The sequence below is a fragment of the Paractinoplanes pyxinae genome, assembly GCF_026626335.1.
In the GTDB taxonomy this organism is placed as follows: domain Bacteria; phylum Actinomycetota; class Actinomycetes; order Mycobacteriales; family Micromonosporaceae; genus Actinoplanes; species Actinoplanes pyxinae.
Genome location: NZ_JAPNTZ010000017.1, coordinates 44,296 through 63,966, shown reverse-complemented (window position 1 = coordinate 63,966; position 19,671 = coordinate 44,296). Strand labels below are relative to the sequence as shown.

Below are 19,671 nucleotides of genomic sequence, written 5' to 3'. Positions count from 1 at the left end.
GTTCAGTCGTCGGTGTCGCCGGCCAGGATGGCGGTCACGCCGTCCAGACCCTGGCGGGTGCCGACCGCGACCACCACGTCGTTCGCCTCGAAGACGAACTCGGGGCCGGGCGAGGCAATGACCTCACGGTCGCGCATCACCGCCACGATCGAGGCGCCGGTGCGCGTACGCGTGCGGGTCTCACCCAGCTTGCGCCGCACGAAGGGCGAGCCGGCGGGCAGGGCGATCTGCTCGGTGAGCAGGCCGCCCACCTGCTGCCGGAGCCCGGCCAGCTGACCCAGCATGAGCGAGGCGCCGAGCACGTCGGCCAGGGCCTCGGCCTCGTCGTCGGTCAGCGGGATCGAGGCGAGACACGAGTCGGGGTCGTCGACGTCGTAGAGCACCAGGTCACGGCGGCCGTTGCGGTGTGAGACGACGCCGACCGTACGCCCGGACGACGTCACCAGGTCATGCCGGACACCGATTCCCGGCAGCGGAGTCTGTTCCACCCGTACACGCACGATCACCACGGTAACGCAGGCGTCACACGCTTCCGCTCAGCATGGCCTCACGCCGCTCTTCCGGGACACGCCGCTTCGTACGGGCGGCCAGGATCAGCAGCAGCCCCAGCACGGACAGGCCCAAATTGATCCCGTACGCGAGCCGGTAGTCGAACTGCTGGGCCAGGCCGAACGCCGGCGCGGCAAGGATCTGGCCGATCGGGAAGGTGTTGGTGACCATGGTGGTGGCCCGCCCGTGGTGACCGGGCATCAGGTCCTGCATGTACGTGATGCTGAGGCCCCCGACGGCCGCGATGAACGCGGCGTTGAGCAGCTGGGCCGCCGCCAGCACCCACACCGAGCCGGCGGTGACCGCGACCGCCTGGTACGCGATGCCGAAGACCACGCCGACGAGGATGAGCGAGCGCAGCGGCAGCCGGGCGCCGAGCACGCCGAAGCCGAGCAGCAGCGGGATCTCGAGGGCCGCGCACAGCCCCAGGATCAGGCCGGCCCCGCTCACCGAGCCGCCCAGCTCGGTGCTGACGAACAGCGGCATCGCCTGCACGCCCAGCGTCATCGCGGTCTGCACGACGGTGAACCCGGCGACCAGCAGGAAGATGGCCGACCGGGGCGCCTCGGGCACGTCCGCCTCGACCTGCTCGGTGTGACCGGCCGGCGCGGTGACCTCGGGCAGCCAGCGGTAGACGATCACCGCGGCCAGCCCGTACATGATCGCGACCAGGCCGTACGTGTAGGCGAAGCCGCGCTGGGCGAGCAGGAGCGCGGCCAGCGGGGGCCCGGCCACCCAGGCGACTGAGAACAGCATGCGCAACGTGCTGATGCCCATGGCTGCTCGGCTGGGGTCGCCCTGCTGCAGCACCTGCCGGGCGTACGCGAAGCTCTGCGGGAAAAGGGCCCCGGCCAGCGACGTCAGCGTGACGGTGACCGCGAGCAACACCCAGTAGTCGCGCACGAAGGCGGTCAGCACCGCCCCGGCCATGCCGGCCAGCGCGGCCGACAGCAGCAGCTTGCGGCGGATGGGACGACGGTCGGACAGCCGCCCGACCAGCCACGACACGACCACGCCGGAGAGCGGCGCGACGATCAGGAAGATCGTGGTCTTGAGCGGGCCGGCGTGCACGCCGTCGCTGAGGAACAGGGCCATAAACGGCCCGACGAACGAGGTGCCTATCCCGACGGCGATGAAGATGAGGGCGAGCGGGAGCAGGCGCCGCGACATCGAGCCGTGCGCCGTCGGTGGAACGGCCATGATTCCCTACGTTACGGGTGGTCCGCCCTCGTTGCCGGGGCTCGTGGCCACCATCACGACCTGACGTTGTCGCGGTGGCGGCCCCGGCATAGAGTTGAGTTGAGTACGCTCAAGTCTCGGTCGGGTTCGATCAGGGGAGCACATGAACGCCGAACGTTTGACCACCAAGAGCCGCGACGTGATCACGGGGGCGGTCGCCGACGCCGGACGGCGTGGGCACGCCACCGTCGAGCCGTGGCACATGTTGCTTTCATTGCTGGACACAGGCGGTTCCACGGCGCCGGCCCTGCTGCGGGCGGTGGGGGCCAACCCCGCCGACGTACGCCGGGTCGCCCTGCGCGCCGTCGAACAGCTGCCGTCGGCGCGGGGGGCCAGCACGGCCGAGCCCAGCCTCTCGCGTGAGTTCGTCAACGCGATCGGCGAGGCCGAGCTGATCGCCCAGCCGCTGCGCGACGAGTACGTCTCGACCGAGCACCTGCTGGCCGGGCTGGCCCGGGTCGGCGGGGCGGTCGGCAAGGCGCTCAAGGACGTCGGCGCCGACGAAGAGGCCCTGGTCGCCGCGTTCCCGCAGGTGCGCGGGGGTGAGCGCCGGGTCACCAACGCCGACCCCGAGCAGACGTACAAGGCGCTCGAGAAGTACAGCGTCGACCTGACCGCGCTGGCCCGGGAAGGCAAGATCGACCCGGTCATCGGCCGCGACGCCGAGATCCGCCGGGTCGTGCAGGTGCTGTCCCGGCGTACGAAGAACAACCCCGTCCTCATCGGCGAGCCCGGCGTCGGCAAGACGGCCATCGTCGAGGGCCTGGCCCAGCGCATCGTGGCCGGCGACGTGCCCGAGACGCTGCGCGACAAGAAGCTCGTCTCGCTCGACCTCGGCGCGATGGTGGCCGGCGCGCAGTACCGCGGCCAGTTCGAGGAAAGGCTCAAGAGCGTCCTCGAAGAGATCCGCAACTCCAACGGCCAGGTCGTCACGTTCCTCGACGAGCTGCACACTGTCGTCGGGGCGGGCAAAGGCGAAGGCTCGATGGACGCCGGCAACATGCTCAAGCCGATGCTGGCCCGCGGCGAGCTGCGCATGGTCGGCGCGACCACCCTCGACGAGTACCGCGAGCACATCGAGAAAGACCCGGCCCTCGAGCGGCGCTTCCAGCCGGTCGTGGTCGGCGAGCCCACGGTCGAGGACACGATCGGCATCCTGCGCGGGCTCAAGGGCCGCTACGAGGCGCACCACCGGGTCCAGATCACCGACGCCGCCCTGGTCGCCGCGGCCTCGCTGTCCGACCGCTACATCAGCGACCGGTTCCTGCCCGACAAGGCGATCGACCTGATCGACGAGGCCGCGTCCCGCCTCCGCATGGAGATCGACTCCCGCCCGGTCGAGCTCGACCAGCTGCAGCGGCAGGTCGACCGCATGCGGGTCGAGAAGCTGGCCCTCGAGAAAGAGACCGATCCGGCCTCGGTGGCCCGGCTCGACCGGCTCAACCGCGACCTGATCGACCGCGACCGCGAGCTGGCCATGATGAACGCCCGGTGGGAGCGCGAGCGCGGCGGCCTCAACCGGGTCGGCGAGCTGAAGAAGCAGCTGGACGAGATCAAGGCCTCGCTCGAGCGGGCCCAGCGTGACGCGGACTGGGAGACGGCCTCCCGGCTGCAATACCAGGAGATCCCGGCGCTGGAATCCGAGCTGGCCACCGCGGCCGCGGTCGACGAGGAGTCGTCGGAGGAGCCGCCGATGGTCAAGGAAGAGGTCGGCGCGGACGACATCGCCGAGGTGATCTCGTCGTGGACCGGCATCCCGGCCGGCCGGATGATGGAGGGCGAGACCGCCAAGCTGCTGCGCATGGAGGAGTCCCTGCGGGCCAAGGTGGTCGGGCAGGCCGAGGCGGTGGCCGCGGTGGCCAGCGCCGTGCGCCGGGCCCGGGCCGGCATCGCCGACCCCGACCGGCCGACCGGCAGCTTCCTGTTCCTGGGCCCGACCGGTGTCGGCAAGACCGAGCTGGCCAAGGCCCTGGCCGGGTTCCTGTTCGACGACGAGCGGGCGATGGTCCGGATCGACATGAGCGAGTACGGCGAGAAGCACTCGGTCGCGCGGCTGGTCGGGGCGCCTCCCGGCTACGTCGGCTACGAGGAGGGCGGGCAGCTGACCGAGGCGGTGCGGCGACGTCCGTACAGCGTGGTGCTGCTCGACGAGGTCGAGAAGGCCCACCCCGACGTCTTCGACGTGCTGCTGCAGGTGCTCGACGACGGCCGGCTGACCGACGGGCAGGGCCGTACGGTCGACTTCCGCAACGCGATCCTGGTGCTCACCTCGAACCTGGGCTCGCAGACGGCCGACATCACCATGGGCGACGAGGAGCGGCGCGACGAGGTGCTGGCCGTGGTGCGCGGGCACTTCAAGCCCGAGTTCCTCAACCGGCTCGACGACATCGTGGTGTTCCACGCGCTGACCCGCGACGACCTCGCCTCGATCGTCGACATCCAGCTCGGGCGGCTGCGGACCCGGCTGGCCGAGCGGCGGCTCACCCTCGAGGTGACGACGCCGGCGATCGACTGGCTGGGCGAGCACGGGTACGACCCGATCTACGGCGCCCGGCCGCTGCGCCGGCTGGTGCAGTCGACCATCGGCGACGCGCTGGCCAAGGCCCTGCTGGCCGGGGAGATCCGGGACGGCGACACGGTGATCGTCGACCTCAGCGAGGCCAAGGACGGCCTCGTGGTGACGCGAGGTCTGTAGATGCGAAGAGGTCCCGGGCTTTTCGCCCGGGACCTCTCTCTTAAGTTGTGGCCGGCCGCTGCCGGTAAGCGTGCGTCAGCAGGACGTCGGTGACGACCTGCTCTCCCTCGTCGGACCAGATCCGGATGCCGTCGCGGTGGAGCTGATATCGGACGTCTTTGAATCGGGTCCTCGTGTCGTCATGGTGAACGACGGTCAGAGTGTCGGCGTGGGGCATGGGACTCACCGGTCCTTAACAGGTTTGGGGCCGCCGCGGTGTGGTCACGCGGCCGGCGTAACGGGACTCTTGCCCGGCGACGGTCTGCCTCGGCCCAGGCGCTCTTTACGCGGGGCGGGCGACTCGTGCGGGCAGGGGGCATCGCGGGAGGCTGGTGCTGCCGCGTCGATGCCACGGACGAAAGTGTAGAGATCACGGCCTACCCGTGTCGCCCCCTGAACGAGCGACCTATTTATGGATATATCGGGCATCGTCGGCCGATGTTGCCATAGTTTGCCCGGCTGCGCGGCCCGGTCGCGCAGTTGGCGGCCGCCCGATACCGTGAATGGATCAAGTTTTGGGGGGCATTGTGACCGTTCCAGGTTTTTCGGCACCCGAAGCCCGGCCGCGGCCGACGGTCGTCACCGTGGCGGTCTACCTGCTCTACGTGGTGGCCGTCATCCAGGTGATCAACGCGCTGACCACCTTCGCGATCTCCGGGCGGCTCACCGACGCGATCCGCGACGTCTACGCCGGCACCGAGGCCGAGGGCGCGGAATCGGTCGTCGGCGTCGTCTTCATCGGCGGGGCGGTGGTCAACCTGCTGATCGGCATCGGGTTCGCCGTCCTGGCGGTGTTCGACAGCCGGGGCAAGAACCCGGCGCGCATCGTCACCTGGGTGATCGGCGGCATCTCGCTCTGCTGCTTCGGCGCCAGCTTGGGCAGTACGGCGTTGACCAGCTCGGTCGGCACCGGCACGACAACCGGCGGGCCCTCCGAGGCCGAGGTGCAGAGCCGGCTCGAGGACGCGCTTCCGTCTTGGTACTCGGCGTCCAACACAACGCTGTCGGTGCTCGCGCTGCTGGCGATTCTCGGCACGGTCATCCTGCTCGCGCTGCCCGCCGCCAACGAATTCTTCCGCAAGCCGGCGGCCGCCGCCTGGGACCCGTCGATGCCGTACCCGCCGGCCGGCTACGGGCAGCCGGGATATCCGCCCTACCCGGGGCAGCCGTCGTCGGGGCCGTCCTACCCGTCTCAGCCCTACCCGGGGCAGCCTTCGTCTGGGCCGTCCTACCCGGCTCAGCCCTATCCCGGCCAGGCGTCCGGGCCGTCTTACCCCGGGCAGCAGGGTCAGCCGGGTCAGCCGGCGCCGGGGTTGCCGTCGTACCCGGGTCAGTCCGGGCCGCCGCCGGGCTCCTCGTTCCCGCCGGCCTCCGACCCGTTCGCGCCGCCGACCAACCCTCCGTCGTCCGGCGACGACCGTGACCAGCCGCCGAAGCCGCCGTCCGATCCGGCCTGACGGGGTTCGCACCCCGCTCGCGCCCGCTCCCGGGTAGGTTCGGCGCAACGGATCACCGCGGGGAGTCGTCGATGTCGTACCCAGTCCAGCCGCCGCCGATCGCCACCACGCCACCGGCGTCGCCGGCGGGCCGGCCGCCCGCCGTGACGTTCGCCGCCGCCCTGCTGTGGCTGATGGCCGGGGTCGGCCTGGTCTACGCCATCGCGACGGTGGCGATCGTGCCCGGCACGGTCAGCCGCTTCCGCGAGGTGACGGCCGTGCCGGCGTCCCGCAGCTTCACCGGCGACAGCGACCCGGAGTACTACGTGGCCGTCGTCTGGCTCGGCGCGGCGATCGCGCTGGCCCTCGCCGTGATCGCGTTCGCGCTGTTCGTGGTGGTGGGCCTGTCCCTGCGCCGCGGCAGCAACGCCGCCCGCATCGCCGCGCTGGTCGTCAGCATCCTGGGCATCCTGGGCGGCACGGCGGCCGTGTTGACGCTCGCCGCCCAGCGCAGCGGAAACTCGGCGCCGTGGTCGTTGGGCGCCCAGCTGAGCGACGCCTACCCCGACGGCTGGATCGGCACTAACGCCGGCCTGTCGATCGCCCAGATCCTCGGCTACGCCCTGGTCGGCGTGCTCGTCCTGACGGCCCCGCGTGCGTTCTTCCGCCGCCCGGCTGCCCCCTCGGCCCCGCAGCCGTCCTACGGCACGCCGTCCTACGGCATCCCCGCCAACGCCGCGCCCGGCCAGGCCGCCGGCGCCTACCCGTCGTCGGCGTATCCCGCGCTTGGTCAGCCTGGGGGCGCTTACCCGTCGTCGGCGTATCCCGCGCTCGGTCAGCCCGGCGGCGCTTACGCCGCCCCCGGTCAGCCCGACGCTGCCTATCCGTCGTCGGCGTACCCCGCTCCCGGTCAGCCCGACGCTGCCTACCCATCGTCGGCGTACCCTGCCTCCTGTCAGCCCGGCGTCGCCTACCCGTCCTCGGCCTACCCCACCTCGGGGTTGCCATCACCGGCGGGCCAGCCGGCTGCCGCGGGTTATAACGCTCCGACCGGCTCTCCGGGCGGCGCATACCCGCCCGCTCCCGGCTACGGCCTGCCGCCCGGCGCGGCTCACCCGTCGGCGGCTCAGCCCGGCTCCGAGCAGGCCGGCCCGTCGCCCTACGCCCGGCCCGCCGGCCACGCACCGGATGCGGCGTTCACGCCTCCGGCTTTCGTACAGCCCTCGTCCGCCCAGCACCCGCCGGCCGACCCCAACTCCCCGTACGCCCGCCCCGCCAGCGACCACCCGGCAACCGGGGAGGCGCCGGCCGCGCCCGAGCAGCCGTCGCCGATCCACCAGGCTTCGGACCACCAGCGCTCCTCGGAGCCGGCGCCCACCACAGACCCGCGACCGTCCGGGGATCAGCCGCCCGCGGACCGGCCGTCCACGAACCCGTCGGCCGCGAGCCAGCCGCCCACGGAGCAGCCGTCCGCGAGCCAGCCGTCGGTCGAACACCTGCCGGCGGAAGTTCAGCCGCCGGCCCCGGAACAGATGACGGATAACAAGTAAAGGACGCGACGGATGCCGCCGGCCGTTTCCGGGCGGATTCGGGGCTTCAGTCCCCAGTTCGGAGCGGCGGCGCCTCATTCGAAGGCGCGACCCCGGGTGCGCGTCGGTGTGGGCCCAGTCGCATGATGAGTTCCGGACAGGGGGCGGCCGTGTTGTTACCGGTCAGTTACCCCCTCATATTGATGGCGTGACCCCCTCACATTGATGGGTATGGGTCACCCGAACGGGTAAGTTTGTCATCCAGCTATGTCGCTCAATCGACTGTCCGGATAGCGCGCCACGGCCAGTCGGAGGGGGTTTTTCGCTGGATGGGTAAACGTCCGTCGGCGCGATTCACAGCACCTTCTCAGCCCCTCGACCGGGTGATCTGTCGGCCGACCGTCATGTGACCCGCGGCATAGGAGCTTTGAGCTGCATCGATGTTCCCGGCTTCGGGCGAAAGGGACCGCCACATCTGTAAGGTTTCTTTTTAGATCGACCCAATGCTGTGCGTCAATAGTTACGTTGCGCACTGCCAGGGCGAAAGGTTCCGGTTTCGTTCCAGCAAGTACGCTCGATGCATGCAAGCACGGCACGACCTGCGTAAATTCATCACTGAATTGCCCGTCGCGCAGCGTGGCGCCGTGCTTTCATCGGGTCGTGAACTTCCGGTGCCGGGCCGCCCGGTCCGGAAGAGCACACAGGGTGGCGAGATGAAGACCTCGGGGCGGGTGCGGGCCCCGGGCGAATCGGATCAGCCACCCAGAATGGATCGAGGAATTGCCAATGTGGGGCGTCTCACTCCCGGGGCGGGGATCGAGACCTCGACACAGATGGGCAGCGTCCTCATGGCGGCTGAGGCGTTGCAGGAGGCAGAGACCGAAGTCGGTACGGCGGTATCGGTTGCATCGGAGGCTCGGGTTGCCGGCCACTCCCGATCGACCGTCCCGGTGATCGACGTCGGCCTTACGGCCTGAAAGTTAGCCGGTTCGTTCCTGCGCACATGCAGGAGAATCGATGCAGTTGGTGGAAGGATGGAGATCGTGGGAACTGCGTTGGCGGAAATGACAATGCCTCAGATCTCGCCGCTTGCCGGCGAGCCTATTGAACGTGCCGACGCCGAGCGGCTGGCGGGAGTGCTGAAGGCACTGGCCGACCCGGCCCGGCTTCGGCTGCTCAGCCTTATCCAGTCCGCGACGGACGGCGAAGCCTGTGTCTGCGACCTGACCGCTCCGCTGGGTCTGTCGCAGCCGACGGTGAGCCACCACCTGCGGATCCTGACCGAGGCGGGCCTGCTCGAGCGGGAGAAGCGAGGCGTGTGGGCCTACTACCGCCTGGTGCCGACCGCCATCGCGACCATCGCCGACCTGCTGACCCCGCCTCGCAAGCGGGCCACCAAGAAGGCGCGCTGACCGCTTCGCTCAGGGAATCGCCTGGCGTCACCGGCAATCACGCGGGGCGTGACGCCAGGCAGCAGACCTCTCCTCCTCCAGTCCACCCCCCAGGACCTTCAGGAGTAACGGGTGAATTACGTCCACGGCGATCTGCGTGACCAGCTCGCGTTCGTGGGTTTCGACGTCGTCCAGGCCGGCTTGGTCGCCGGGTCGGGCGGGAACCTCTCCGCCCGTATCCCCGACGAGGACGCGATCTGGGTCACCGGCAGCGGCTCGTGGCTGGGCCGGCTGAGCCGGACCACGTTCGCGGCCGTACGGATCTCGGACGGCTCGCCCGCGGCGGTGGGCAACATTCCACCGCCCGCGATCCAGCCGACGAGCGAACTGGCGCTGCACCTGGCGCTGTATCGAGCCCGACCGGACGTCAACGCCATCATCCACCTGCATCCGCAGACCGCACTCCTGCTCGATGCGATGGGTGAGCACGTCCGGATCGTCACCACCGACCACGCGTACTACCTGCGTCGTGTGTCGACGGTGCCGTTCCGGCTCCCCGGCACGACCGAGCTGGCCGCCCTGACCGCCGCGATGGCCGCCGACGGCACCGATTGCCTGGTGCTCAGTCAGCACGGCTGTGTCGTGATGGGCGACACGATCGAGCTGGCGCACAAACGCGCCCGCAACCTCGAGGAAGCAGCGGAACTCACCTACCGGGCGCTGTCCGCCGGCCGCCTGGAAAACCTCCGCGACTGCCCCGAAGAGTTTCTTGACAGGCTGTACGGCTCCACTGCCGTCACCGTCTGACCGCAACAACCGGTCGACCCGACCGGCGCCCGCCCCCAACGGCGCCCAGAGGATCGGCGCAGCCGGAGCCCGTCCCGTTCCGGCCACCCGAACCATCCCCACCGACAAGCACCGACAGAAACGCCCGGCACGGCTCCCCGAGAGGTTCCGTGCCGGGCGTTTCCGCGTATCCAGGCGCAGGACGGGCCCTAGTGGCGGCGGTGCGAGCGCGGCTCCCGGGGGTCCTCGTCGTCCTCGTGGCGGGCCGCCTCGACCAGGCCGGCGATGCTGGCCGCGGCCACGACGCCGATGGCGGCCGCCGGCTCGGCCGGCGCGGCCGGACCGGCCTTCTTCTTGTGACGCCGCTCGCGCAGGATCTCGATGAGGATCGGCAGCACCGAGATCAGGACGATCAACGCGACGACGGGCAGGATGTAGCGGTCGATGTGGTCGCCGATGGCGTCGTAGATCTGCTGGGCCAGCGTGTGGCCGACGATGATGATGCCGTCGGTCCACAGGATCGCGCCGACGATGTTCCACAGCAGGAACTTGCGGGCCGGCATGCCCAGCGTGCCCGCGACCGGGTTGAGGAACGTGCGCACGATCGGGATGAAGCGGGCCAGCACCACGGCCTTGGCCGGACCGAACTTCTCGAAGTAGTACTCGGCCTTCTCGACGTACTCCTTCTTGAAGAGTCTCGAGTCGGGCTTGTCGAACATCCGGGTGCCGTAGCGCGCGCCGAGGAAGTGGCCGAGCTGGGCGCCGGCGATGGCGCAGAGCGGGGCGCCGATCAGCAGCGCGACGTACGACAGCTGGGTGCCCGGGCCGAAGATCGAGTCGGCCACCGGGGAGGCGGCCACGCCGGCCAGGAACAGCAGCGAGTCGCCGGGGAAGAAGAACCCGACCAGCAGACCGGTCTCGGCGAACATGATCGCCAGGACCCCGGGAACGCCGAAGTTGTGCAGCAGATCCTTCGGATCCAGGGGGTTGAGGGCGAGGGCATCGCCGAGCGCGCGGATCGTCACGAGGAGCCAGGGTACGCCCAGATACCTATGTCTTTCGTTTCCGCTTGCTGTGTGGGAGCTTTCCCGCCCGAGAAGGGATGGCGACCCCGGCGCAGAGTCCGGGGCCGCCCGTCCGTTCGTGCCCGCCGGCCACCCGAACGGGGGTGGACGGCGAGTCGCGTACCAGCTCAGAGCCGGGGGTCGACCGGCTCCGACTCGATGGCCAGGATGGCGAAGACCAGCTCGTGGCGGCGCCACAGCGGTGCGCCCTCGGTCAGCCGGTCGAGCGCGGCCAGTCCCAGGCCGTGCTCGCGCAGGGCCATGTTGCGCTTGCGGCCCAGGTTGCGCTTGCGCAGCCGGGTCAGCTGTTCCGGCCGCGTGTATTCCGGGCCGTAGATGATCCGCAGGTATTCGCGGCCGCGGCACTTCACCCCGGGCTGGATCAGGCGGCCCTTGGCGTCGGCGGCCTTCAGCCCGGTCCACGGCTTGACCACCATGCCCTCGCCGCCGGTCGCGGTCAGCTCGAGCCACCACTCGGTCGCTGCCGCCTCGGACGCGGCGTCGCCGAGCTCGACGACCATGCGCCGGGTCGGGGTGAACAGTGCCGGGTCGGCCGCCACCAGCTTGTCGGCCAGCGCCAGGTGCCAGCCGTGGTCGCGGTCGGCGTACGAGACGCCGGCCCCGGCCAGCACCGCGAACGGCGCGAGGGTGACCCCGTCCAGGCCGTCGGTCGGTTTCACGTACGCGCGATACGCCGCCGAGTAGCCGTCGATCTCGGCCGATCGCAGCGACAGCCGGTCGCGCAGTTCCTCCACGTCGAGCCCCCGCGAGGCGGCCCGGCCGACGACGTCGAGCGCGGCCGGCAGCGCCGCCCGGCCGGCCGCGCCGACCCCGGCGTACCGGTCGCGGATCAGCCCGGCCGCCTTGGCCGACCACGGCAGCAGCTCGGCGTCGAGCAGGAGCCAGTCGCTCTCGAGCTCGTCGAAGACCCCGGCCGCCGCCGCGCGTACCCGGGCCAGCAGCTGCTCGTCGAGTGCGGGCCCGAAGAACGGCCGGCCCGTACGCGTCCAGATGGCATCGCCCGCGCCGGAGCGGGACACGCGTACGACGGCCCGCGAGCCCATGTGTTTCTCTTCGCACACGACCCGCTCGACGCCGGCCCCGCGCAGGTCGTCGAACGCGGTGGCCGGGTGCTCGAGGTAGCCGTCCAGCGTCGACGTCGAGCAGGGCGCCATGGTCGGCGGCAGCCACACGAGCGTGGCCGGATCGAGCGCGAACCGGCTCATCACCTCGAGCGCGGCGGCCGCGTTCTCGGCGGCGACGGTCACCCGGCCGTAGCCGTAGTCGAGGTGCCGCCGCCCGGTCACGTCGGCGATGTCGAGGCCGTCGTCGGGCCGCTCAGCCGGCGCCAGCGGGCGCACCGGCGCGTAGTACTCACGCTCGGCCGGTACCGACACCAGCTCGCGGGCCGGCCAGCGCAGCGCGGTGAGGGCCCCACCGAAGACGCAGCCGGTGTCCAGGCAGATCGTGTTGTTGATCCACTCCGGCTTCGGGGTGGGGGTGTGGCCGTAGACGACCGCGGCCGAGCCACGGTAGTCCCGCGCCCACGGGTAGCGCACCGGCAGGCCGTACTCGTCGGTCTCGCCGGTCGTCTCGCCGTACAGCGCGAAGCTGCGCACCCGGCCCGAGGCGCGACCCTGGTAGGCCTCCTTCAGCCCGGCGTGCGCGACCACGAGCTTGCCCTCGTCGAGCACGTAGTGGCTGACCAGGCCCTCGATGAAGGTCTTGACCGACGCCACGAAGGACTCGGGCTCGCGGGACAGCTGCTCGAGCGTCTCGGGCAGGCCGTGGGTGAGCTGAACGTTGCGGCCGTTGAGCTTGCGGGCCAGCTTCTGCTCGTGGTTGCCGGGAACGCACAGCGCGTGCCCGGCGGCGACCATGCCCATCACCAGGCGCAGCACGCCCGGTGCGTCGGGCCCGCGGTCGACCAGGTCGCCGACGAAGACCGCCGTCCGCCCGGACGGATGCACGGCGTCGACCGGGCGCCCCGAGGAGTCCCGGGTGAGGGTGTAGCCCAGCCGCTCGAGCAGGGTCTCGAGCTCGGCCCGGCAGCCGTGCACGTCGCCGATGATGTCGAACGGGCCGGTCAGTTCGCGCTTGTCGTTGAACAGCTTCTCGTAGTGGATCTCGGTAGCCGCGATCTCGTCGGACCCGCGCAGCACATGCACCTTGCGGAAGCCCTCACGGGCCAGCGAGCCCAGAGATCGGCGCAGGTCACGGTGCATGCGGGAGAGAACCGGGCGGCCGAAGTCGCGGTCGGCCCGGGCCTCGGTGCGTTCCCAGGCGAGCGCCTCGGGCACGTCGAGGACGATCGCCACCGGCAGCACGTCGTGCTCGCGGGCCAGGCGCACCAGCGCGGCCCGGCCGTGCGGCTGCAGGTTGGTGGCGTCGACGACGGTGAGGCGGCCCGCGGTGAGCCGCTTGCCCGCGACGTAGTGCAGCGCGTCGAACGCCTCGGCCGAGGCCGACTGGTCGTTCTCGTCGTCGGCGACCAGGCCGCGGAAGTAGTCGGACGAGAGCACCTGGGTGGGCTTGAAGTGGGTGCGCGCGAAGGTCGACTTGCCCGAGCCGGAGATGCCGACCAGGGCCACGAGCGAGAGCTCCGGGATGTCGATCATGCGGTCACCTCCGTCCGGGAAGCAGTGAACAGCGCGAGCTGGGTGGGGGAGCCGGTGGCCTCGTCGATGTCACCGACCGGGCGCAGGGAAACCTCGTACCCGTAGGCGCCGGCCACCCGGCGGGCCCAGGCCTCGAATTCGGCCCGGCTCCACTCGAAGCGATGGTCGGAGTGGCGCCGGCCGGTCAGGCCCGGGTAGTTGACGTTGTACTCGGCGTTGGGCGTGGTCACGACGACCGTGCCGGGACGGGCGTGACCGAACACGCTCGACTCGAGCGCGGGCAGCCGCGGCGGGTCGACGTGCTCGATGACCTCCATGAGCACGGCAGCGTCGTAGCCGCGCAGCCGGTCGTCGCGGTAGGTGAGCGCCGACTGCCACAGCTGGAGCCGGGCCCGCTGCCGCTCGGGCATGCGGTCGAGGCGCAGCTTGCGGGCGGCGATCTCGAGTGCCCGGGCGGACACGTCGGCGCCGACGATCTCGGTGTAGCGCTTGTCCTTCAGCAGGGCGGTCAGCAGCGCGCCGCCGCCGCAACCCAGGTCGAGCACGCGGGACGCGCCGGCCTCGGCCAGCGCGGCGAGCACCGCCTCGCGGCGCAGCTCGGCCAGCGACTGCTTGCGGGCCACGGGCAGCTCGGCGTCCTCCTCGGCGGGCGGCTCGTCGGCCTCCTCGCCCTCCAGCATCTGCAGGGCGGTGGTGGTCAGGGCGCGCTTGTGCACCAGGTAGCGGCGGGCGATCAGCACCTTCTCGGGGTGGGCGGCGAGCCAGCCGGCGCCCGAGCGCAGCAGCTTGTCGATCTCGTCGGGGGCCACCCAGTAGTGCTTGGCGTCGTCGAGGACGGGCAGAAGCACGTAGAGGTGGTTGAGGGCGGCGGACAGTGTGAGCTCGCCGTTCAGCTCGAGGTCGACGTAATGGCTGTCGCCGCCGAGCGCGGGCTCGAGCGGGATCGGCGTGGCCGTGACCGACCAACCGAGCGGCTCGAACAGCCGGGCTGCGAGCTCGGCGGTGCCGCGCAGCACGGGCACCCGGATCTGCAGTGGGAGTGGGGCGCCGACCAGCTCGGGCCGGTCCTTGGAGGCGCCGCGCAGCGCACTGCGGAACACCTTGGCCAGCGCGCCGGCCAGCAGGCTGGAGGCGGCGTAGGGCCGGTCGTTGACGAACTGGCCCAGGGCGAACGCGTCCTGCTGGGCCCGCAGCCGCTGCGGGTCGACGTCGAGCAGCAGGGCCGCCGTGCACCTCTCGTCGGTGGCCTCGGGATACAGCACGTACGCCGTACCGGTGGGCACGTCGAACCGGTGCACCCGGTCAGGATGCTTGACCAGCAGGTAACCGAGGTCGGTCGCGGGCCGGTGCGTGGTCGTCACGGTGAGCAGCACGCCCTAGATGATGGGCGCTCATCGCGATCTTGGGCGACCTATTTGCCGCCCTGTGGACAACCGGCGACTCAGCGGTACTCGTCGTCGTCCCGCACGATCTGGCTCTGTTCCTGCGCGTCCCACTCCGGCGTCTCGACGCTCAGCTCGGGCGGGTTCGGTGCACGGTCCTCATCACCGGGAAAGGCCTCGGCCAGCTGCTCGGCGGCGTCTCCGTCCGGCTTCTCCAGATCCGGGTACGTCATCGTGGTCATCCCTCCGGTCGCGATCCGGCCCCACTTGCCCCCTCAGCATGCGCGCAAACCGGCCGCCGGGTACGCCTTACGGCCAGCCCGAGCCCGGCCGCGATCAGCACGAGGGCGGCCAGCGCGGTCCACCCGGCGGCCGGCCCGGTGATGGGCAACGCCACGGCGGCGCACTTCGCCCCCTTCACGTTCACCGAGAGGGGGACGACCTTCCGGCGGTGGCCGACGATGCCGTCGTCGTTCTGGATGATCTCGACCTGGCCCGGCGTCCCGCACTCGTCCGCCACCGTCACGAGGAAGGGAAAGGTCGCACGCTGTCCCGGTCCGAGGTCGCGGCTCAGGTCGCACAGCCACTCGCTGGTCAGTTCGTCCGGCCCGGCGGAGCCGGGAGCCGACGGTGGGCTGGGCGGCGCGACCGGCGGGCCGACGTTCACGGAATAGCAGTCGGAATGGGGCTCCTCTTCCACGGCGACGTTGCCCGGCAGGCGGACGGCCACCCCGAGGCTGTTGTTCCGGAAGAGGTCGGGGCGCAGCGTTCCCGGCCCGAAGTTCATCAGGCCGGCCGTGAGCGTCCGGCGGTCACTGGTGGCGGCGTCGAGCCGCGCGCCGATCGCGGACAAGCTCGGCTTCCGCTTGCCGGTGACGGTGAACTTGATGGTCGCGAAGTTGTCCTCGAGATCCACGTCCACCTGCGGGGTCGCGTCCTGCGCGGCAGCAAGCGGCTTGAGTGTGAGCGGCGGACCGGTTCCGGCCCGGCCGGAATCACCCAACTCGGTCGTCGCCCAGTCGGCCGGGGTGATCCACGCGAGGTCGATGGGCGCGACGCTGCCCGGCACGGTGTCGGCCGGCGAGTGCAGGGTGATCGGCGACGAGAGGGCGTAGCGGCGGCCCGGCTCGAGCGTGGTGTCGAAGGTACAGATCATGCCGAAGTAGTAGCGGCAGTTCCGATAGGACGACGGCCCGATCAGCCGGGGATGGGAATCGAGCACCAGAACCACGCCGTTGATCGCGGTCTTGCCGCCGTTGAGCACGGCCGGCGTGGTCCGGACGGTCTTGCCCGGCGCCGCCTTGACGGTCTGCTCACCGTCCGACACCAGGTTGACGCCCTCGCCCACCTGGATCACCGAGGAGCCGTTGGTGACGGCGCCGTCGCCGATCCGCGCAGCCATCGTCAGTACGGCTCGGTCGCCGGTCTTGGCCGTCTTCAGCGGCTTGACGGCCAGCAGGGCGGGAGTCTGGTCCACGATCTCCGACGAGGGAGTGGAGGTCCACGAGCACGTGATCTTCTCGCCGGTCCGTTGGCAGGGCGTGGACGTGTCACCGGGCTCGACGACGATCTCGGTGCTGCCGCTGCGCGTGGTGCCGAAGCCCGGTTCGATGCTGACGTCCGCGAACGACGTGGCGCCGCCCAGATCGACGGTCACCTCCAGGCGTACGGACGTGTAGGGCTCCGCATTCTCGCTGCGGACATCAATGGCGGTGTACCGGGTGTCACTTCCCGGGGCCAGAGTTAGCGGTGGGGCATACGGCTTCAGTGTGGCCGTCGTGGGTGCCGCGGCGGCCGGCTGCGGGGGAAGCAGGACGACGAGGAGCGACACCGCGAGCACCCGCGAGAACAGAGGCATGGTCGGAGCGTAAGTTGCCCGCTATGTCCGATGAGCCGGTTTCCGCTGGACAGTTACGGGGTCATTTCCCAACGCCGAAGCCGCTACGGAATACTTGGCCGCTGGAGGACAGCGCGGTCCTGCCCTCTGTCTCCCGTACAGCAACGAGCTAGGAGCGCACCGATGCCCATCGCTTCTCCCGAGGTCTACGCCGAGATGCTGGACCGCGCCAAGGCCGGCGCGTTCGCCTACCCGGCCATCAACGTCACGTCCTCGCAGACCCTCAACGCGGCCCTGCAGGGCTTCGCCGAGGCCGGCAGTGACGGCATCGTGCAGATCTCCACCGGTGGCGCCGAGTACGCGTCCGGCCCGACCATCAAGAACATGATCACCGGTGCGGTCGCGCTCGCCGAGTACGCCACCGAGGTCGCCAAGAACTACCCGATCAACATCGCGCTGCACACCGACCACTGCCCGAAGAACAAGCTCGACGGGTACGTCCGTCCGCTGCTCGCGCTGAGCAAGGAGCGCGTGGCCAACGGTCAGGCGCCGCTGTTCCAGTCGCACATGTGGGACGGCTCGGCCGTGCCGGTCGACGAGAACCTGCAGATCGCCGAGGAGCTCCTGAAGGACGCCGCGGCCGCGCACATCATCCTCGAGATCGAGGTCGGCGTGGTCGGTGGCGAGGAGGACGGCGTCTCGGCCGCGATCGACGACAAGCTGTACTCGACCGTCGAGGACGGCCTGGCCACCGCGGCCGCCCTGGGCCTGGGCGAGAAGGGCCGCTACATGACGGCCCTGACCTTCGGCAACGTGCACGGCGTCTACAAGCCGGGCAACGTCAAGCTGCGCCCCGAGATCCTGAAGGAGATCCAGGAGGCGGTCGGCGCCAAGTACGGCAAGGAGAAGCCGTTCGACCTGGTCTTCCACGGTGGCTCGGGCTCGCTGCTGTCCGAGATCCACGGCGCCCTGGACTACGGCGTGGTCAAGATGAACATCGACACCGACACCCAGTACGCGTTCACCCGCCCGGTGGTCGACCACGTCATGAAGAACTACGACGGCGTCCTGAAGATCGACGGCGAGGTCGGCAACAAGAAGGCGTACGACCCGCGCGCCTGGGGCAAGCTGGCCGAGAACGGCCTGGCGAAGCGCGTCGTCGAGGCGTGCGAGCACCTGCGCTCGAGCGGCACCACCCTTTCGAAGTAGTCGATAAGTAATCGATCGGTGACGGCCGGTTCCCCACAGGGGGACCGGCCGTCTCTCGTGTTGCCGCGTTACTCAGAGGTATGTATACGATCGATCCTCCCCTTGGGAGGAGGACCAAGATCGTGCTCGGCATCGAGGGCTACGAACCCGAATGGCACCATGATGCCGAGGCGCTGGCGGCGGTCCACCGGACCAGGTTCGTCCGGCTCATCGGGCGCAAGCTCCGCTCGAGCTGGCTGATGTGGGACATCGCCGAGCGCGGCTGGTTCGCGGACGGCCCGGTGATCCTGGACTTCGGCCTCACCCACGTCGAAATCACGCATCGTAAGTTCGACGAGTGCGCCATCACCTGGGACCAGATCGATCTGAACGTCCCCATCGACTGGTACGAGCACTTCGACTGGCGGCCCGACCCGCACGCCGCCCTGCGCAACGCCCGGGGCGCCGTGCTGCGCGCGGTCAACATCATCGAGCTGGTCACCGTGGCCGAGTGGCGGCCCCGCGTGCTACACGCCGTCGAGTTCCTGTTCGACGAGGCCCGGCTGGCCGTGTTCAACGCGATGGACGAGAACGGCATCACCGACGTGCCCGAGAACGACCTACCCGTGACCAACTGGCGGCGTGTGCATGTGGCCTGACGAGGCGGCCAGCGCGGCCATCGCCTCGTCCAGCGAATCGGTGACCACCACCAGATTCGACTGATCCCCGTGCGGGCTCCGGGCCAGCAGCGGCCGCAGCAACCCTTCGACCGGCAGCTGCCGCCAGTGCTCGACGCCGAGGAAGACGAAGGCGCCGGACGGGCCGTCGGTCTGGTAGAAGGTCTTCGTCGCGGCCTGGAAGATCTCTTGCACCGTGCCGGCCCAGCCGGGAGCGAACACGATGCCGCCCCGCGACAGCCGCAGGATCGAGTCCTCGCGTACGGCGTTGGAGAAGTACTTGCCGATCTGCCCGGCGAACAGGTTGACTGGCTCGTGGCCGTAGAGCCAGGTCGGCAGGGCCAGACCGCCGTGCAGCAGCCGCCCGACCACGTCGGTGACCGGTGTCGACGGGGCCGGGAACTTGGCCCGCACGGCCAGGGCGGCCGCCGTGTACGGGTCGTGGTCGGCGAAGTGCGGCGCGGCCGACAGCATGTCGATGGCCAAGTTCAGCTCGGATGCGGGCCGGGTCGAGAAGTACGCGCCGAGGTTTGCCGCCTCCATGACGCCGGGCCCACCACCGGTCACCACCAGCCGGCCCACCGAGGCCAGCCGCCACGACAGGGTCGCCGCCATCCGGTAGGCCGCCGAGCCGCGCGGCGCCGCGTGGCCGCCCATGATGCCGACCGCCCCGGCCCGTCCCCGCGCGTGCACCCAGGCGGCCAGGGCCTTGCCCAGCGCGTTGTCGATGCCGGCGTCGTGCAGCCGCTGGGCGATCGCCTCACGGATGTCCGGCGCGGCGCCACCGTGCGTCACGAAATGGTCGTAGACCAGGGTGTCGTACATGCCGGCGAAGCCCTCGGCCGCGAACCCGTAAGCCAGATCTTCCGGCGTGTAGAGCGTCGCCGGATGAGTCGGGTACGGCCGCGCGTCGAACGGTGGGATCAGGTGCGCGCCGCGCCGGATCAGGTCGATCTCGACGTCGTCGTTCTCGAGGCGGCAGCCCACGAACAGCGCCCCACGCACGTCGACGTCGCCGAACGACGGCGGGTCGAGGTCGAGCCGCAGGCCGAGGATCACCAGGCCGGCCACCGACTTCGCGGCCAGGTGGACATCGAGCTCGGCCCGGGATTCGATCTCGTTCGCGGTGGCGTCGAAGGGGATGTTTCCGCCGAGTACGGGCTGTAACGGGTCGCCGGGCATGACCGTAGGGTAGCGATCGTGCAAAACGCGGAGTCGGTCGGAATGCATCGGGACCGGCC

General features: G+C 70.6%; 16 protein-coding genes. 8 read left to right on the top strand and 8 right to left on the bottom strand.

Features of this window, described 5'->3' with window-relative positions:
- Positions 1-2 precede the first annotated feature (2 nt).
- Positions 3-500 (bottom strand): cation:proton antiporter regulatory subunit, encoded by a 498-nt coding sequence (locus OWR29_RS38115; protein WP_267568372.1) that lies wholly within the window; start codon positions 498-500, stop codon positions 3-5.
- 22 nt (positions 501-522) lie between these two features.
- Positions 523-1,749, bottom strand: coding sequence for a sugar efflux transporter (locus OWR29_RS38110; RefSeq protein WP_267568371.1), 1,227 nt, complete (start codon positions 1,747-1,749; stop codon positions 523-525).
- 142 nt (positions 1,750-1,891) lie between these two features.
- Between OWR29_RS38110 and clpB the strand changes: the two genes are divergently transcribed.
- The 6 genes from clpB to OWR29_RS38080 all read left to right on the top strand — a co-directional run bounded on the left by clpB (position 1,892) and on the right by OWR29_RS38080 (position 9,685).
- Positions 1,892-4,483, top strand: coding sequence for an ATP-dependent chaperone ClpB (gene clpB, locus OWR29_RS38105; RefSeq protein WP_267568370.1), 2,592 nt, complete (start codon positions 1,892-1,894; stop codon positions 4,481-4,483).
- A 623-nt stretch (positions 4,484-5,106) separates the two neighbouring features.
- On the top strand, positions 5,107-5,979 hold the full coding sequence (locus OWR29_RS38100; RefSeq protein ID WP_267568369.1) for a hypothetical protein: 873 nt from the start codon (positions 5,107-5,109) through the stop codon (positions 5,977-5,979).
- Between the two features lie 71 nt (positions 5,980-6,050).
- A complete protein-coding gene (locus OWR29_RS38095) occupies positions 6,051-7,508 on the top strand; it encodes a hypothetical protein (protein ID WP_267568368.1) in 1,458 nt (485 codons plus the stop codon).
- 560 nt (positions 7,509-8,068) lie between these two features.
- Positions 8,069-8,464 (top strand): hypothetical protein, encoded by a 396-nt coding sequence (locus OWR29_RS38090; RefSeq protein ID WP_267568367.1) that lies wholly within the window; start codon positions 8,069-8,071, stop codon positions 8,462-8,464.
- A 57-nt stretch (positions 8,465-8,521) separates the two neighbouring features.
- Entirely contained in the window at positions 8,522-8,899 is a 378-nt protein-coding gene (locus tag OWR29_RS38085; RefSeq protein ID WP_014440216.1) for an ArsR/SmtB family transcription factor, read from the top strand.
- Between the two features lie 111 nt (positions 8,900-9,010).
- Positions 9,011-9,685 carry a class II aldolase/adducin family protein gene (locus OWR29_RS38080; protein ID WP_267568366.1) on the top strand — a complete coding sequence of 225 codons (675 nt, stop codon included), beginning with the start codon at positions 9,011-9,013 and terminating at the stop codon, positions 9,683-9,685.
- A 188-nt stretch (positions 9,686-9,873) separates the two neighbouring features.
- Here OWR29_RS38080 and OWR29_RS38075 read toward each other — a convergent pair whose 3' ends face one another.
- From OWR29_RS38075 to OWR29_RS38055, 5 genes are all read right to left on the bottom strand, one after another.
- Positions 9,874-10,689, bottom strand: coding sequence for a DedA family protein (locus OWR29_RS38075; RefSeq protein ID WP_267568365.1), 816 nt, complete (start codon positions 10,687-10,689; stop codon positions 9,874-9,876).
- A gap of 167 nt (positions 10,690-10,856) precedes the next feature.
- Positions 10,857-13,346, bottom strand: coding sequence for a polynucleotide kinase-phosphatase (locus tag OWR29_RS38070; protein WP_267568364.1), 2,490 nt, complete (start codon positions 13,344-13,346; stop codon positions 10,857-10,859).
- Complete coding sequence (locus tag OWR29_RS38065) at positions 13,343-14,719, bottom strand: 3' terminal RNA ribose 2'-O-methyltransferase Hen1 (protein WP_267568363.1); 1,377 nt, start codon at positions 14,717-14,719, stop codon at positions 13,343-13,345. Before OWR29_RS38065 ends, OWR29_RS38070 begins: the two co-directional genes overlap by 4 nt.
- A gap of 68 nt (positions 14,720-14,787) precedes the next feature.
- Positions 14,788-14,961: a hypothetical protein gene (locus OWR29_RS38060; protein WP_267568362.1), complete on the bottom strand. Its 174-nt coding sequence runs from the start codon at positions 14,959-14,961 to the stop codon at positions 14,788-14,790.
- Positions 14,962-14,966: 5 nt separating this feature from the next.
- Positions 14,967-16,586 (bottom strand): hypothetical protein, encoded by a 1,620-nt coding sequence (locus OWR29_RS38055; protein ID WP_267568361.1) that lies wholly within the window; start codon positions 16,584-16,586, stop codon positions 14,967-14,969.
- Positions 16,587-16,748: 162 nt separating this feature from the next.
- Between OWR29_RS38055 and fbaA the strand changes: the two genes are divergently transcribed.
- Together fbaA and OWR29_RS38045 are read left to right on the top strand one after the other, a co-directional pair.
- Entirely contained in the window at positions 16,749-17,774 is a 1,026-nt protein-coding gene (gene fbaA / locus OWR29_RS38050) for a class II fructose-bisphosphate aldolase (RefSeq protein ID WP_267568360.1), read from the top strand.
- A gap of 122 nt (positions 17,775-17,896) precedes the next feature.
- Positions 17,897-18,412: a hypothetical protein gene (locus OWR29_RS38045; protein ID WP_267568359.1), complete on the top strand. Its 516-nt coding sequence runs from the start codon at positions 17,897-17,899 to the stop codon at positions 18,410-18,412.
- Here OWR29_RS38045 and OWR29_RS38040 read toward each other — a convergent pair.
- Positions 18,374-19,612: an LOG family protein gene (locus tag OWR29_RS38040; RefSeq protein WP_267568358.1), complete on the bottom strand. Its 1,239-nt coding sequence runs from the start codon at positions 19,610-19,612 to the stop codon at positions 18,374-18,376. The two genes, OWR29_RS38045 and OWR29_RS38040, sit on opposite strands and share 39 nt — an antisense overlap.
- Positions 19,613-19,671: the final 59 nt, after the last annotated feature.

Bases quoted from the DNA above. Each gene is read 5' to 3' on its own strand.
- OWR29_RS38110 (WP_267568371.1), bottom strand. From the start codon at position 1,749: ATGGCCGTTCCACCGACGGCGCACGGCTCGATGTCGCGGCGCCTGCTC.
- OWR29_RS38055 (WP_267568361.1), bottom strand. From the start codon at position 16,586: ATGCCTCTGTTCTCGCGGGTGCTCGCGGTGTCGCTCCTCGTCGTCCTG.
- OWR29_RS38085 (WP_014440216.1), top strand. From the start codon at position 8,522: ATGGAGATCGTGGGAACTGCGTTGGCGGAAATGACAATGCCTCAGATC.
- OWR29_RS38095 (WP_267568368.1), top strand. From the start codon at position 6,051: ATGTCGTACCCAGTCCAGCCGCCGCCGATCGCCACCACGCCACCGGCG.
- OWR29_RS38060 (WP_267568362.1), bottom strand. From the start codon at position 14,961: ATGACGTACCCGGATCTGGAGAAGCCGGACGGAGACGCCGCCGAGCAG.
- OWR29_RS38070 (WP_267568364.1), bottom strand. From the start codon at position 13,346: ATGATCGACATCCCGGAGCTCTCGCTCGTGGCCCTGGTCGGCATCTCC.
- OWR29_RS38040 (WP_267568358.1), bottom strand. From the start codon at position 19,612: ATGCCCGGCGACCCGTTACAGCCCGTACTCGGCGGAAACATCCCCTTC.
- fbaA (WP_267568360.1), top strand. From the start codon at position 16,749: ATGCCCATCGCTTCTCCCGAGGTCTACGCCGAGATGCTGGACCGCGCC.
- clpB (WP_267568370.1), top strand. From the start codon at position 1,892: ATGAACGCCGAACGTTTGACCACCAAGAGCCGCGACGTGATCACGGGG.
- OWR29_RS38090 (WP_267568367.1), top strand. From the start codon at position 8,069: ATGCAAGCACGGCACGACCTGCGTAAATTCATCACTGAATTGCCCGTC.